This window comes from Amycolatopsis keratiniphila subsp. keratiniphila (assembly GCF_001620365.2).
GTDB lineage: Bacteria > Actinomycetota > Actinomycetes > Mycobacteriales > Pseudonocardiaceae > Amycolatopsis > Amycolatopsis keratiniphila.
On the sequence record NZ_LQMT02000032.1, the window covers coordinates 278,649 to 293,840 of the forward strand.

The 15,192-nt window shown below is 70.8% G+C and carries 11 protein-coding genes; 8 read left to right on the forward strand and 3 right to left on the reverse strand.

Annotation, left to right across the window (positions count from 1 at the left end; genetic code table 11):
* Positions 1-4: 4 nt before the first annotated feature.
* On the reverse strand, positions 5-1,384 hold the full coding sequence (gene hemG / locus AVR91_RS31180) for a protoporphyrinogen oxidase (protein WP_063274480.1): 1,380 nt from the start codon (positions 1,382-1,384) through the stop codon (positions 5-7).
* Complete coding sequence (hemE, locus tag AVR91_RS31185) at positions 1,384-2,451, reverse strand: uroporphyrinogen decarboxylase (protein WP_063274481.1); 1,068 nt, start codon at positions 2,449-2,451, stop codon at positions 1,384-1,386. The genes hemG and hemE overlap by 1 nt, the downstream gene beginning before the upstream one ends.
* 88 nt (positions 2,452-2,539) lie before the next feature.
* Between hemE and AVR91_RS31190 the strand changes: the two genes are divergently transcribed.
* The 3 genes from AVR91_RS31190 (at position 2,540) to AVR91_RS31200 (ending at position 6,216) form a co-directional block, all read left to right on the forward strand.
* On the forward strand, positions 2,540-3,103 hold the full coding sequence (locus tag AVR91_RS31190) for a DUF3000 domain-containing protein (RefSeq protein ID WP_063274532.1): 564 nt from the start codon (positions 2,540-2,542) through the stop codon (positions 3,101-3,103).
* Between the two features lie 1,062 nt (positions 3,104-4,165).
* Entirely contained in the window at positions 4,166-4,882 is a 717-nt protein-coding gene (locus AVR91_RS31195; protein ID WP_034318331.1) for a response regulator transcription factor, read from the forward strand.
* 68 nt (positions 4,883-4,950) lie between these two features.
* Entirely contained in the window at positions 4,951-6,216 is a 1,266-nt protein-coding gene (locus AVR91_RS31200) for a ribonuclease D (RefSeq protein ID WP_016332993.1), read from the forward strand.
* Positions 6,217-6,223: 7 nt separating this feature from the next.
* Here AVR91_RS31200 and AVR91_RS31205 read toward each other — a convergent pair whose 3' ends face one another.
* Entirely contained in the window at positions 6,224-6,880 is a 657-nt protein-coding gene (locus AVR91_RS31205; RefSeq protein ID WP_016332992.1) for a TetR/AcrR family transcriptional regulator, read from the reverse strand.
* 177 nt (positions 6,881-7,057) lie between these two features.
* On the opposite strand from AVR91_RS31205, the gene AVR91_RS31210 reads away from it, so the two are divergent.
* The 5 genes from AVR91_RS31210 to atzF are packed head-to-tail and all read left to right on the forward strand — an operon-like array spanning position 7,058 to position 15,102.
* A complete protein-coding gene (locus tag AVR91_RS31210) occupies positions 7,058-8,524 on the forward strand; it encodes an amino acid permease (protein WP_063274482.1) in 1,467 nt (488 codons plus the stop codon).
* A gap of 11 nt (positions 8,525-8,535) precedes the next feature.
* Positions 8,536-9,318 (forward strand): DUF1989 domain-containing protein, encoded by a 783-nt coding sequence (locus AVR91_RS31215; protein WP_063274483.1) that lies wholly within the window; start codon positions 8,536-8,538, stop codon positions 9,316-9,318.
* On the forward strand, positions 9,315-9,929 hold the full coding sequence (locus AVR91_RS31220) for an urea amidolyase associated protein UAAP2 (protein WP_063274484.1): 615 nt from the start codon (positions 9,315-9,317) through the stop codon (positions 9,927-9,929). Before AVR91_RS31215 ends, AVR91_RS31220 begins: the two co-directional genes overlap by 4 nt.
* Positions 9,926-13,492: an urea carboxylase gene (gene uca / locus AVR91_RS31225; RefSeq protein WP_063274485.1), complete on the forward strand. Its 3,567-nt coding sequence runs from the start codon at positions 9,926-9,928 to the stop codon at positions 13,490-13,492. The genes AVR91_RS31220 and uca overlap by 4 nt, the downstream gene beginning before the upstream one ends.
* Positions 13,489-15,102, forward strand: coding sequence for an allophanate hydrolase (gene atzF / locus AVR91_RS31230; protein WP_063274486.1), 1,614 nt, complete (start codon positions 13,489-13,491; stop codon positions 15,100-15,102). Before uca ends, atzF begins: the two co-directional genes overlap by 4 nt.
* The last annotated feature ends 90 nt before the right edge of the window (positions 15,103-15,192 follow it).

Here is a 15,192-nt window from a genome sequence, read left to right on the forward strand (position 1 = left end):
GTGCTCAGGAGCCCTCGTGGGGCGGTGTGATCCCGGCGATGCGGCGGGCGGCGGCGTCGGCGGTGGCGATGCAGGCCGGGAGCCCGACGCCGTGCAGTGTCGCGCCCGCCACGGCGAGCCCGGGGACGGCGGCGACGGCGCGTTCGATCCGCTCGACGCGGACGAGGTGTCCAGTGCCGTACTGCGGGAGTCCGCCACCCCATCGGGTCACCACGGTGTCGATCGGCTCGGCGGTGACCCCGGTCAGCCGGGCGAGGTCTTCGCGGACCACGCGCACGAGTTCGTCGTCGTCGGCGTGCAGCGCGCCCGGTTCGCCGAAGCGCCCGACCGAGCCGCGCACCAGCACCGGACCTTCGCCGTACTGCGCCCACTTGCGGGAGGAGAAGGTGAACGCCTTGGCGGCGAACGGCTTCCCCGCCGCGTCCCGTTCCCCGGCGCCGATCAGCACCCCGGACGATTCCGGCAGCGCGGTCCCCGGCGGGAGCGCGAGTGCGACCACCGCCATCGACGCGAGTTCGATCTTGGCGAACACCGACGAGGCGACTCCCGCGACACCGTCGAGCAGCCGCCGCGCCGAGGGCGCCGGGACGGCGAGAAGGACGGCGTCGGCGTCGAGGTCGTCGACCTTCCAGCCGGTGGGGGTGCGGTCGAGTGCGGTCACCGTGGTGCCGGTGCGGATCTCGGCGCGGGACAGCTCCGCGAGCCGCGCGATCAGCGTCCCGAGCCCGCCCAGCAGGGTGCCGAAGACCGGCGCCGTACTCGGAGAGGCGGGCAGGAGGGAGGCTGCGCCTTCGGTGAGCGAGTGCGCGCCGCGATCGATCGCGGAGGCGAGACCGGGCATGGTCGCGCGCAGGCCGAGCCCGTCCGCTCCCCCGGCGTACACCCCGCCGAGCAGCGGATCGACGAGCCGGTCGACCAGTTCGTCGCCGAACCGTTCGCGCAGCAGCGGGCCGAGCGGCACATCCTCCGCGGGCAGGTCCAGCGGAGGCAGCGACGCCTCGGCCTCGACCAGCGCGCGGCCCTTCTCCGACAGCATCCCCGCGACCGCGTCGGCCGACGCCGGAACACCCATGACCGTGCCCGGCGGCAGGCCGAGCACGGAACCGCCGGCGTGGATCTTCGCGCGGGCCTTGGTGGGATGGACGAGGCTGTCGCCGAGCCCGACCTCACGCACCAGCGCGAGCGCTTCGGGCCGGCGGGCGAGGAAGGCCTCCGCGCCGACGTCGTAGCGCTCACCGGCGAGTTCGACCGTGCGGAGCTTCCCGCCGAGCGACCCGGTCGCCTCGAAGACGACGATCCTGGCGTCCTCGCCGAGCAGGGTCCGCAGCCGGTACGCCGCGGTCAGTCCCGAGATACCGCCACCGACGACGGCGATCGTGCTCATTACAGCTCGTGCACCAGCCCGACCACGCGCGTCAGGACGTCCGGGTCGACGCCGGGCAGCACACCGTGGCCGAGGTTGAAGATGTGGCCGTCGGCCGCGCGGCCCTCGGCGTGGATGCGCCGCACTTCGGCCTCGATGACAGGCCAGGACCCGTGCAGCAGCGCCGGGTCGAGGTTGCCCTGGACCACGCCGCCGCCGAGCCGCCGGACGGCTTCGTCGAGCGGGATGCGCCAGTCGACGCCGACCACGTCGGCACCCGCGTCGCGCATGGCCACGAGCAGCTCGCCGGTGCCGACGCCGAAGTGGATCCGGGGCACGCCGTAGCCCGCGACCGCGGACAGCACCTTCGCCGAATGCGGGAGGACGAACTCGCGGTAGTCCCGCTCCGAGAGCGCGCCCGCCCACGAGTCGAACAGCTGGATCGCGTCGGCCCCCGCGTCGAGCTGCGCGGACAGGAAGGTGATCGCCATGTCCGCCAGGCGCCCCGCCAGCTCGTGCCACAGCCCGGGCTCGGAGTGCATGAGCGCCTTGGTGTGCTCGTGGTTGCGGCTAGGCCCGCCCTCGATGAGGTACGAGGCCAGCGTGAACGGCGCGCCGGCGAACCCGATCAGCGGCGTCTCGCCCAGCGACCCGACCAGCAGCCGGACCCCTTCGGCGACCCGCTCCACCTGCTCCGGCTCCAGCACCGGCAGCGCGCGCACGCCCGCGGCGTCGCGGATCGGCTCGGCGACGACCGGCCCGGTGCCCGCGACGATGTCGATGTCGAGGCCCGCCGCCTTGAGCGGGACCACGATGTCACTGAAGAGGATGGCCGCGTCGACGCCGTGACGGCGGATCGGCTGGAGCGTGATCTCGGCGAGCATCTCGGGGTCGAAGCACGCCTCGAACATCGAGGTGCCTTCGCGCAGCGCCCGGTATTCGGGCAGCGACCGGCCCGCCTGGCGCATGAACCACACGGGGGTGTGAGCCGGGCGTTCGCCGCGCGCGGCGGCCAGGAAGGGCGCACCGGGCAGGGCGCGACGGGCCGCCGGGACGGTCTGCGCGGGAGAAGCAACTGAAGGAGACATCACGGTTCATGGTGCCATGTGCGCTCCGAGGCCTTACTCTCGGCGCGCCTGCGCCCCGAACCGGACGATCGCGTCTTACAGTCGGTTGGTGACCGCGATGACGTCAGTACCCGATCTCTTCCGTGAAGCCGTCGCGGCGTTGCAATCGGTCCGGCCCCGTCCCGAAGTGCGGCTGGAGAAGATGCGCCCGCCGCAGCGCCTGGCGCCGTGGTCCTACGCGGTGAGCTGCGAGGTGGAAGGGCCGGCGGACGTGCTGGCGTCGGGGCGGCTGGTGCTGCTGCACGATCCGGAAGGCCAGGAAGGCTGGGACGGGGTCCTGCGGCTGGTCATGTACGTCCGCGCGGAACTCGACCGGGAACTGGCGACCGATCCCTTCCTGCCCGCCGTGGGCTGGTCGTGGCTGACCGACGCGCTGGAGACCTCCGGCGCGGAGTGGACGGCGCTGGGCGGCACGGTCACCGAGACGTCTTCGGCCCGCTTCGGCGACATCTCCGGGCCCGCGCGCACCGACGATCTGGAGCTTCGGGCGTCCTGGACGCCGACCGACGCCGCGCTGCGGCCACACGGGCAGGCGTTCTGCCAGGTGATGGCGAGCGTCGTGGGGCTGCCGCCGGTCGGCGTGACGCTGTTCGAGCAGCGCCAGTCCTCCTGAGCGGGTTCCGGTCGTCAGTGGCTCAGTAGCACCACCAGCCACAACCGCTGCGCGTGAAGGCCCCCTTCCCGCGGCTCAGCCGAGGAAACTCGACCTTCACGTCTTCCCCAAGTACGTGAAGGACCCCTTCCTTGCGCCTAGGTACATGAAGGGGGCCTTCACGTACTTCACTCGAGCTACTCACGTGCGGCGCGCGCCAATCCCTGAGCCGCTTCGAACCGCTTATGCGCTCTGCCACGGCCCCGACACGCCGGGTTCCCATCAATCGAGACATAGCATTCGGGTTATATTGCGAACGTCGGCCATCTAGCGACGCTAGAAAAACTAGCGCGGTAGCAAAGGTCCCTTGCTCCCCTCGCGGAGCCGTGAAGGCCTCCTTCACTACCCTCAAAGTAGGCAAGGAGGCCTTCACGGACAGCCGCCATGCCCGCGAAGGGACCCGAAGCGCCTTCGCTACCCCATTCGCGAGCCCCTCAGAGCGTCCGTACGCCGCCGAAGGTCGCTTCGCGGCCATCTGGACTAGACCAGCCCTCACCTGCGCGGAGCCGCCCGCACAGAGGTCTGGACCACCCCGTTCGTGCTAACCCGGCCGTCACCGTCAGCAACAAGATCGAACCGGCCCCCGAATCCGCCGAGACGCTTCCGGAGCGTTACCATCACCGTCACCGAGCGGAGCGATCATGACTCTCCGCGAAGTTGATCAAGACCGACGCCGGAGGCACTTTCCGGCCCCCGCCACCCCGCCCCGCGAACGTCCCGGGCAGAGGCACCGGCAGGTGCACGGCTCATCTGCACAGTCGGTTGGACCCCGGTAACCCCAGTGCATCGTGTTCTTTCGGCGATGTGTTAGCCACCGGCTGTGTACTAGCCCGATCGTGTTACTACGAACTCCCTGAGTGACCACTGGTTTGAGATAGATACCCATTCGATCCCCCCGCGAAGGCCTCAGGGCGGCTACAGTGCCATCGACGACACCACTTTCGGTCTAAAGCTGGCGCGGCTAAACGGCCGAAAGTCCCGGTGCCGGTCGGGGGGCACGACCGACTCCAGGGAGGTAGTGACGTGGCTACCGTCGGCATTTCTCAGGCCGTCCGATCCACGCCAGCCGGTTCATTGCCGGCGAGCATGGTTCCGCACCCGCGGGAAGAGCTTTTTTCCGTGTTGGTGGTCGATGACCACCCGCTGTTGAGGGAGGCAATCTCAGCAAGACTCGCACAGATGGGTGCGGGCACCGTCCACGAGGCCGCCACGGTGGCCGAGGCGAGGGCGCGAGCACAGGCCACCGGGCCTTGTGACCTGGCGATCCTCGATCTCGGACTGCCCGATGGCAGCGGCATCGAGCTGGTTACGGAACTCCGTAGCCACGGCTGGCCTCGAGTAGTGGTGCTCGCTTCATCAGACGACCCGTACGCGGTCAGGTCGGCGTTCCAGGCCGGCGCCCAGGCATACCTGCTCAAGTCGGCTTCGCCGGTCGTGGTGACCGACGGCGTCCGCAGGGTGCTCGAGGGCGGCGTCTACGCGGACCCGAGCGTCGCACCGGTCTTGGCCACCGGCACCCGGGTCGCAGGCACCGACAACACCCCGCGCGAGCTTTCCGCGCGCGAGGTCGAGGTGCTGCAGCTCGTGGCCGACGGCCAGAGCAACAAGGAGATCGGCGAGGAACTCAGCCTCTCCGCTCTCACCGTGAAGTCTCACCTCTCCCGCATCGGGCGCAAGCTCGGCACGGGTGACCGGGCTCAGATGGTGGCGCTGGCCATGCGTGCTGGCGTGATCCGCTGACAAAGGCGAACAGCCCTGCGGGGCGGGCGGGCCAGGCGCGGCCCGCTCGTCCCGTAGGGTCTTCACCTATGGAAGGCGACCGACCCGGAGAACCGCAGACGGACCCGAAGACCGGCACCGACGACACCGGTGGACCGGTCCTGCTGCGCGAGCCCGCCGAGGGCACTCCACCGGTGATCGCCGACGCGACGGCCCTCGCCGAAGCCTGCGTGAAGATCGCGGGCGGCAGCGGGGCCATCGCCGTGGACACCGAACGCGCGTCCGGCTACCGATACTGGCCCAAGGCCTATCTCGTGCAGCTGCGCCGCGAAGGTGCCGGCTCCTTCCTCATCGACCCCATTCCGCTCGAAGGGCAGCTCGAACCCCTCGCGGAAGTGCTCAACAACGCCGAATGGGTGCTGCACGCGGCCTCTCAGGACCTGCCGTGCCTCGCCGAACTCGACCTGCGCCCGAAGAGCCTGTTCGACACCGAACTCGCCGGACGGCTCGCCGGGTACGAGCGGGTCGCGCTCGGCACCCTCGTCGAACTCCTCCTCGGCTACCAGCTGGAGAAGGGGCACAGCGCCGCCGACTGGTCGAAGCGCCCGCTTCCCGTCGACTGGCTGAACTACGCCGCCCTCGACGTCGAGCTGCTCATCGAGCTGCGCGAGAAGCTCGAAGCCGACTTGGCCGCGCAGGGCAAGCTCGAATGGGCCCAGCAGGAATTCGAGGCCGTCCGCACCGCACCGCCGCCCGCCCCTCGGGCCGAGCCGTGGCGCCGGACGTCCGGGGTGCACAAGATCCGCAGCGCCCGCGGCCTCGCCGCCGTCCGCGAACTGTGGCAGGCACGCGACGAGCTCGCCCGCAAACGCGACCGCGCGCCGAGCCGGATCCTGCCCGACAGCGCGATCATCAACGCCGTCACCGCCGACCCGAAGACCGTCGAGCAGCTTCAGGCGCTGCCGGTGTTCAGCGGCCGGGTGCAGCGCAAGTACACCGCGAGCTGGCTGCGGCATCTGCAGGCCGCCCGCGCGCTCCCCGCCGACGAACTGCCCAGCCCCGCGCAGCAGACCGACGGGCCGCCGCCGGTGAACCGGTGGTCGGACAAGGATCCCGACGCCGCAGCCCGGCTTTCCGCCGCCCGCGCGGCGCTGTCCGCGATCGCGGAGGACCGGCGGCTGCCGGTGGAGAACCTGCTGCTGCCGGAACTGGTGCGCCGCACCTGCTGGCGTCCGCCGTCGGACCTGAGCGAGGATTCCGTCGCCCAGGTCCTGCGCGAGGGCGGCGCCCGGCCTTGGCAGGTCGAGCTGACGGTCGCGGTGCTGAGCAAGGCGCTCCACTCCACCGCCGCCTGACCCGCTTTCAGCCCTCCAGCAGCGCTCGCGCGGAGCCGCGCAGAACGGCGTCCGGCTCCCCGAGCCCGACGAGCCTCAGCACGCTGTCGGCCCCTTCGACGGCGTGCGCCTCGACGTCCAGGTCCGGCTGGTCGCGCCGGACGATCGCGATGCTCTCGACGAGCCCGAACACGAGGTCGGTCCGGATCCCCTGGAGGGCGGCCGTGACACCCGCCGCCGCGACGAGCGAGCCGTAGACGCGTTTGAGCTCCGCCCGTTCGGCCCGGAACCGCGCCAGCCGCGGCGAGGAGATCTCCGGCAGCAGGTACAGGGCGCCCAGGTTGTGCCGCGCGCTGCCGAGCAGATGGATGTCCGCGTAGGCCAGCGCCCACAGCCTCGTGCCGACCGGCGCGAACTTGGCCGACAGCCCGCCCGCGACGTCCAGCGACGGCCGGACGGTGTCCTCCAGCAGCGCCGCGAGAATGTCCTCTTTGGACGGAAAGTGGTAGTAGAGCGACGCCTGGCGCAGCCCGGCGCGTTCGGCGATGGCCCGCGTGGTCGTCGCCGCGTAGCCGGCGCCGGTGAACAGCTCCCCCGCCGCGTCCAAGACGGCGAGCCGCGCCTCGCGCTTGCTGGCGGCGGCGCCGCTGGCTCTCGGTCTGCCCACCCCGGTCGTTTTCGTCATCTATCCGATCCTGCCATTTCTCCGCGAAGATCTTTGTTACGTCCGGCGGTCGGCCCAGGTTACCGAATCCGGTATCTGTTAACACCGCGCTTACCCGGCGGAGATCGGAAGGTTCCCGCACGCGCTTAATTTCGGTCAGCCGATCGAAATCCGGCCCTTGAGACAGGAGCCTCCGCAATGCCTTCCGAAGACCTTTCCGCCTTCGGGTACCGCCAAGAACTTCGCCGGACACTGGGCGGTTTCTCCGCCTTCGCCGCCGGTTTCTCCTTCGTTTCCATCCTTACGACGGTGTTCCAGCTGTTCGCCTTCGGCTATTCCTTCGGCGACACGCTCTTCTTCTGGACGTGGCCGCTGGTGATCGCCGGGCAATTGCTCGTCGCGCTCAACTTCGCCGAACTCGCCGCCCGATTCCCGCTGGCCGGATCGGTTTACCAGTGGGCGAAACACCTCTCCCCCGGATTCGCGGGGTGGCTCGCCGGCTGGATGATGCTGGTGGGCTGCGTCGTGGCGCTCGCCGGGGCCGCGATCGCGCTGCAGGTCGTCCTCCCGTCGGTCTGGAGCGGGTTCCAGCTCGTCGGCGGGGATCCGGCGATCACCTCCCCGACCGGCGCCAGCAACGCGGTGCTGCTCGGCACCCTGCTGATCGTCCTCACCACCGCGATCAACGCGGGCGGCGTGCGGCTGATGGCGCGGATCAACGACGTCGGGGTCGCGGCCGAACTCGTCGGCGTCCTCGTGCTGATCGCCGGTCTCGCGCTGTTCGCCGTCCGCGGCCCGCAGGTCGTGCTCCAGCCCGCGGGCGACAGTCCCGGCGCCGGCGGCGTCCTCGCATCGGCGTTGATGGCCGCGTACGTGCTGTACGGCTTCGATACCGCCGCCTCCGTCGCCGAGGAGACGAAGGACGCGCGCCGCACCGCACCGCGTGCCGTGCTCCGCGCCCTCCTGATCTCCGGGATCGGCGGGCTCGCCGTCGTCCTCACCGCGCTGATGGCGGCACCGAGCCTGACCGACGGGCAGCTCGCCGGGAAGGGCCTGCCGTACGTGATCACGGCCGTCTTCGGCGACACCCTCGGCCGGGTCTTCCTCGCCGACGTCGCGATCGCGGTCGTCGTGTGCACCCTGACCATCCAGACCGGCACGGTCCGGCTCATCTACTCGATGGCCCGCGACGGCGCGCTCCCCGGCGCCAAACGCCTGTCCACGGTGAACGCCCGCACCGGCACACCGATCGCGCCCGCCGTGCTTTCCGGGGCGCTCGCCATCGGGCTGCTTCTGCTGAACCTGGGGAATCCGACGATCTTCAGCACCATCACCGGCACTTCGGTGGTCGTGGTCTACCTGGCCTATCTGCTGGTGACCGGACCGCTGCTGCTCCGGCGCCGTCAAGGCCGGTTCACCGCCGAACCCGGCCATTTCTCCCTAGGGCGATGGGCTATTCCGGTCAACGTCGCGGCAGTAGGGTACGGCGCGATGATGATCGTCAACATCGCCTGGCCACGAGCCGAGATCTACGACCTGGCGGGCACCGGTTCCGTCTGGGTCCTGTTGTTCCCGATCGAGTTCGTCGGCGCCGCGCTGCTCACCGGCTACCTCTGCTGGCGCCGCCGCTCCGCGCTCACCACGGTTCCCGTCCCCGCGACCTGAAGGAAGGTTCCATGAGCACGACATCGACCACGTACGGCGCTCGCGACCACGCGCGCGCCCAGGCGGGCACGGTGACCGAAGCGATGCCGGCCATCCCGGCGTCCACCTGGCCGGACCCGCCGCCCGGGATCGACCCGGCGAAGCTGGTCTGGGCCGAGACCGTCGCCGGTGGCGGCTACACCCACAAGGTGCTCGCGAGGGGCACCGAACTCCGGCTCACCGACGTCGAAGGCGACGCCTGCGCGCATATGCTGCTGTACAACGCCGACCAGCCTTGGGAACGGCTGAACGTCGCGGACACGGTGAAGGTCCAGTGGAACGCCTATCTCGGCGAGGCGATCGCGCTGCTTTCGGATCAGGCGCGGGTGCTCGCGACCGTCGTCACCGACGAGAGCGGCAAGCACGACGCCCTCTGCGGAACGTCCACTGTGGACGGACTGACGCTGTTCACCCTCGCCGCCGCCAAACACGGCCTCACCCCACGCGATCTCCCGCCGAGCCTGTCCTTCTTCCAGGGCGTCCGCGTGGAGACCGACGGCGGGCTGACGTTCACCGGCTCGGCGGGCCCCGGCAAATCCGTGGTCCTGCGCACCGAACTTCCGGTGATCGTCCTGATCGCCAACGTTCCGCACCCGCTGGACCCGCGCCCGGACTCCCCGATCACACCACTGCGCGTCCTCGCCCAGCGCTCCGCTCCATCCACACCGGACAGTCCTGAATGGACAGCGTCACCCGAAGCGCAGCGCGCCTTCGAGAACACCGCCGACTACCTCACCGCTAGGGGCCTGGCATGACGACGATCATCTCCGACACCGAGGTCGCCGCGCGGGCGCCGTACTCCACCGTGCTACGGAAGGGTGAGACGCTCGCGATCATCGATCTCGGCGGCAACCAGGCCGTCGACTTCCTCTGCTACGACGCCGCCGACACGGCGAAGAGATACAGCGCGGCCGCCACGATCGCCGCACAGCGCAACATCTTCCTCACCACCGGCAGCGTGCTGCGCACCGGCGAGGGCGCACCGCTGCTGACCGTCGTCGGGGACACCTGCGGGCGGCACGACACGATCGGCGGCGCCTGCAGCAAGGAATCGAACAGCCTCCGCTACGGCCAGCACACGCGGTACCAGCACGCCTGCGTCGAGAACTTCCTGACCGAGGGCGCGAAATGGGGCCTCGGCAAACGGGACCTGGTCAGCAACGTCAACTGGTACATGAACGTGCCGGTGGAACAGGACGGCACGCTCGGCATCGTCGACGGCATCTCCGCGCCCGGTCTCGAAGTCAAGCTGCGCGCCGAGACCGACGTGCTCGTACTGGTGTCGAACTGCCCGCAGATCAACAATCCGTGCAACGGCTTCGACCCGACGCCGGTCCGGATGATCGTCACCGGCGGTGGCGCGTGAAACTGCTCGTCGCCAACCGGGGGGAAATCGCCGTCCGGATCATCCGGACGGCAAGGGAGATGGGCATTCCGACGGTCGCCGTCTATTCCGACGCCGATCGGACGGCCGCGCACGTACGGCTTTCCGACGAAGCCGTACGGCTCGGCCCGGCGCCGGCGAGGGAGAGTTATCTCCTCGGCGACGCCATCATCGAAGCCGCGCTGAAGACCGGCGCGGACACGATCCACCCCGGCTACGGTTTCCTGTCCGAGGACGCCGCCTTCGCCAGGGCGGTGGAGGCGGCCGGGTTCCGGTTCGCCGGTCCCACGGCGGACCACCTCGAAATCTTCGGCAGCAAGCACACCGCACGGGAGAAGGCCGTCGAAGCCGGGGTCCCGCTGCTGCCGGGCACCGGACTGCTGGCCACCCTGGCCGACGCCGAAGCGGCGGCGGACGAGATCGGCTACCCCGTGATGCTCAAGGCGACCGGCGGTGGCGGCGGGATCGGCATGCGGGCCTGCGCGTCGGCCGGGGAACTCCGCGACGCCTGGGAGGCGGTGCAGAGCATCGCGACCAAGAGCTTCTCGACCTCGGGGGTGTTCCTCGAACGGCTCGTGACCCGCGCGCGGCACGTCGAGGTCCAGGTGTTCGGCGACGGTACGGGTGAGGTGCTGGCACTGGGCACGCGGGACTGCACCCTGCAGCGGCGCAATCAGAAGGTGCTCGAAGAATGCCCCGCCCCGGGACTTTCCGAAGCGGTGCGGGAGAAACTGGTCTCGGCGGCCGTCGACCTCTGCGCTTCGGTGCGCTACCGCTCGGCCGGGACGGTCGAATTCATCTACGACCCGGCCCGCGAGGAAGCCGCGTTCCTCGAAGTCAACACGAGGCTGCAGGTCGAACATCCGGTCACCGAGGCGGTATACGACATCGACCTGGTCTCGTGGATGCTCCGGCTCGCCGACGGCGACACCGGGATGTTCGCCACCACCCCATCGCCACGCGGGCACGCGATCGAAGCCCGCGTCTACGCGGAGGATCCGGCCGCCGGGCACCGGCCGAGCGCGGGCCTGCTGACCCGCGCCGACTTCCCCGCCGGAGTCCGGGTCGACACCTGGGTCGAGGCCGGGTCGAAGGTGACGACGCATTACGACCCGCTGCTCGCCAAGGTGATCACCGTCGGCGCGGACCGGGCCGAGGCACTGGCCGCGTTGGGCGAGGCGCTCGGCGAGAGCCGGGTGGACGGCGTCCGGACGAACCTCGGCCAGCTGCGCGCGGTCGCCGCGGATCGACGACTCGGCGAGGTCACGCACGACACCGCGACACTAGACACGATCACCGACCCCGAACCGCGGATCGAGGTGCTGCGGGGCGGCACGATGACCACCGTCCAGGACTGGCCGGGGCGGCTGGGCTTCTGGCACGTGGGGGTCCCGCCGAACGGGCCGATGGACGAGCTGTCCCTGCGGCTGGGCAACCGCGCCCTCGGCAATCCCGAAGGCGCGGCGGGCCTGGAGTGCACTGTGGACGGTGTCTCGCTGCGGTTCACCGAGGACGCAATCGTTTGCGTCACGGGATCGCCGTCGCCGGTGACCGTCGACGGCGCTCCGGTTCCACAGTGGACACCGATCGAGATCCCCGCGGGCGGCGTGCTCGACGTCGGCACCGGGACCGCCGGGCTCCGCGCGTACGTCCTGGTGCGCGGCGGGATCGACGTGCCGGACTTCCTCGGCAGCGCGGCGACGTTCACGCTCGGCGGTTTCGGCGGGCACGGCGGACGCGCGCTGGCGACCGGCGACGTCCTCTACCCCGGGCCGCTGCCGGAGAACGCCGTCATCGGTCCCGTCCCCGAGGCCGAACGCCCGGTCTTCGCCACGCACTGGGAGATCGGCGCGGCCGAGGGACCGCACGCGGCGCCGGAGTTCTTCACCCCGGACGACGTCGAGACGTTCTACGCCACCGATTGGGAAGTGCACTTCAACTCCGCGCGAACCGGTGTCCGGCTCGTCGGGCCCCGGCCGCGCTGGGCACGGGAGGACGGCGGCGAGGCGGGGCTGCACCCGTCGAACATCCACGACACGCCGTACGCGATCGGCGCCGTCGACTACACCGGCGATCTGCCGATCCTGCTGGGCCCGGACGGGCCGAGCCTCGGCGGGTTCGTCTGCCCGGCGACCGTGGTGACCGGGCAGCGCTGGAAACTCGGCCAGCTGCGGCCGGGCGACACCGTGCGGTTCGTGCCGATCACCACCGAGCACGCGGGCTCTTTGCGTGTCTCGCCGGGTACGGCGGTCAAGGCGAGCCGGAAGCCGATCGACGACGGCGGCATCCTCGGCCGTCTGTCCACATCGGACGAGAACCCCGAGGTCACCTACCGGCGCAGCGGCGACGACAACCTGCTGATCGAGTACGGGCCGATGAAACTGGACCTGGCGCTGCGGATGCGGGTCCACGCGCTGGCCGATCGGCTGGCCACGGAAGGGCTCGACGGTGTCGTCGACCTGACACCGGGAATCCGCTCGCTGCAGGTGCACGTCGACCCGGACGTTCTCCCGGTGCCGAAGCTCCTCGGCCTCGTACAGGAGGTGGAGCACGATCTGCCGCGCACCGGCGATCTCGTCGTGCCGAGCCGGACCGTGCGGCTGCCGTTGTCCTGGGACGATCCGGCGACGCGCGAGGCGATCGAGCGGTACATGGCGGGCGTACGCGACGACGCGCCGTGGTGCCCGTGGAACATCGAGTTCATCCGCCGGGTGAACGGCCTGTCCAGTGTGGACGATGTCTACCGCACGGTGTTCGACGCGGAGTACCTCGTGCTCGGCCTCGGCGACGTCTACCTCGGCGCGCCGGTGGCCACTCCCCTGGACCCGCGGCACCGGCTGGTGACCACGAAGTACAACCCGGCCCGCACGTGGACCGCGGAGAACTCGGTCGGGATCGGCGGCTCGTACCTGTGCATCTACGGGATGGAGGGCCCCGGCGGCTACCAGTTCGTCGGGCGGACGGTGCAGGTGTGGAGCGGCTGGCGGCAGCGCGGGTCGTTCGAGCCGGGTTCGCCGTGGCTGCTGCGGTTCTTCGACCGGATCTCCTGGTATCCGGTGAGCGCCGAGGAATTGCTCGACCTGCGGGCCCAGAGCTCGGCCGGGGAGCTGGAACTCGACATCACCGACGGCGAGTTCGCGCTCGCCGACCACGAACGGTTCCTGGCCGACAACGCGGCCGACATCGCCGCGTTCCGGGCGAAGCAGAGCGCGGCGTTCGAGGCGGAGCGGCAGGCGTGGGCGGCGGCGGGCGAGTTCGACCCGCGGCCGGAACCGGTCGGCGCGAAGGTCCCGACCACGAAGGTCGAGGCCCCGCCCGGCGGGCACGTCGTCGAGGCGCCGTTCGCGGCGACCGTGTGGCGGGTGGACGTCGAACCAGGCAAGAAGGTCGACGCGGCCGAGACGCTGGTGATCCTCGAAGCGATGAAGACGGAGGCGCGGATCCCCGCGCCCGCCGGCGGCGAGGTCGTCGAGGTCCTCGTCTCGCCCGGTGATCAGGTCGCGCCCGGCACGCCGCTGGTGGTTCTGGGAAGGAGCCCGGGATGAGCGTGCGGGAGCGGGTGCGCGCCGCGTACCACCGGATCGCCCGGGTCGACCGGCCCGAGATCTGGATCGACCTGCGTCCCGAGGAGGACGTGCTCGCCGACGCGGAGAAGCTGGAAGCCCGTCGCTTGGCGGGGGAATCCCTGCCGCTGTACGGGAAACTCGCCGCGGTCAAGGGCAACATCGACGTCGCCGGGCTGCCGACGACGGCAGCGTGCCCCGAGTACGCCTACTCGCCCGTCGAGGACGCGCCGGTGGTGGCGCGGCTGCGCGCGGCCGGGGCGCTGATCCTGGGCACGACCAACCTGGACCAGTTCGCGACCGGGCTCGTCGGGGCGCGCAGCCCGCACGGGGCGGTGCGGAACGCGATCGATCCGGCGTACGTCTCGGGTGGGTCGAGTTCGGGGTCGGCGGTCGCGGTGGCACTCGGGATCGCGGATCTGGCGCTGGGCACGGACACCGCCGGATCCGGCCGGGTTCCGGCGGCGTTCAACGGGATCGTCGGGCTGAAGCCGACGCGGGGGCTGGTTCCGACGGCCGGTGTCGTGCCCGCGTGCGCGAGCATCGACTGCGTCACGGTGTTCGCGCGGACGGTCGACGAGGCGACGGCCGCGTTCGCCTGTCTCAGCGAGCCCCGGGATCTGCCAGTGCTGAACCGTCCTTTCCGGATCGGCGTACCTGCCGAGCTGGGCCCTCTTCAGGACGGCTGGGCCGAAGCGTTCGCCGCGGCGTCCCGGTCGTATTCGGACGCGGGCGCCCAGCTGGCCCCTGTCGACATATCGCCGTTCCTGGCAGCGGCGCGTCTGCTGTACGAAGGCGCCTTCGTGGCCGAGCGGTATTCGGCGGTCGGCGAGTTCATCGACGCGCATCCGGACGCCGTCGACCCGGCCGTGCGGCAAATCATCGGCGCGGCGAAGGACATCCCGGCGCATCGATTGTTCTCCGACCTCGCCACGCTCGACGGTCTTTCTAGTGAAGCCTCGGCCGTTTTGTCCACAGTGGACTGCCTGCTGCTGCCCACGACGCCGGAACACCCGACGATCGCCGAAGTCGAGGCCGATCCGCTGGGCGTGAACGCGCGGCTGGGCCGGTTCACGAACTCGACGAATCTGCTGGGCCTGTCGTCGCTCGCCGTGCCCGCCGGGACCGTCGGCGGGCTGCCGTTCGGGGTGATGCTGGTCGGGCCCGCGTACGCCGACCGGATCCTCGCCGACGTCGCCCGCTCGGTGCCGCGGCGGACGCGGATCGCGGTCGTCGGCGCGCATCTGCGCGGGCAGCCGCTGAACCACGAACTGACCTCGCGGGGCGGCCGGTTCGTTTCCGCGGGACCGACGGCGGCCGAGTACCGGTTCTACGCGCTGGACACCGTGCCGCCCAAACCCGGTCTCGTCCGGGTCGCTTCGGGTGGCAAGCCGATCGAGGCGGAGGTGTGGGATCTGCCGCTGAGCGGCTTCGGCGAGTTCGTGGCGGGCGTTCCCGCGCCGCTGGCCATCGGGAAGGTGCGGCTCGCGGACGGGAGCGAGGTGCCGGGGTTCGTCTGCGAGCCCGGTGCGGTGGAAGGAGCCGAGGACATCACGGGGTACGGCGGGTGGCTCGGGTACTTGAGCCGTTGACTCTCGTCTCGTGGGTGGCGTTTCGGGTTCTAACCCGAAACGCCACTCACGACCACCGGACCAGGCGTTTTCCGATTTGGTTGGCTTCAC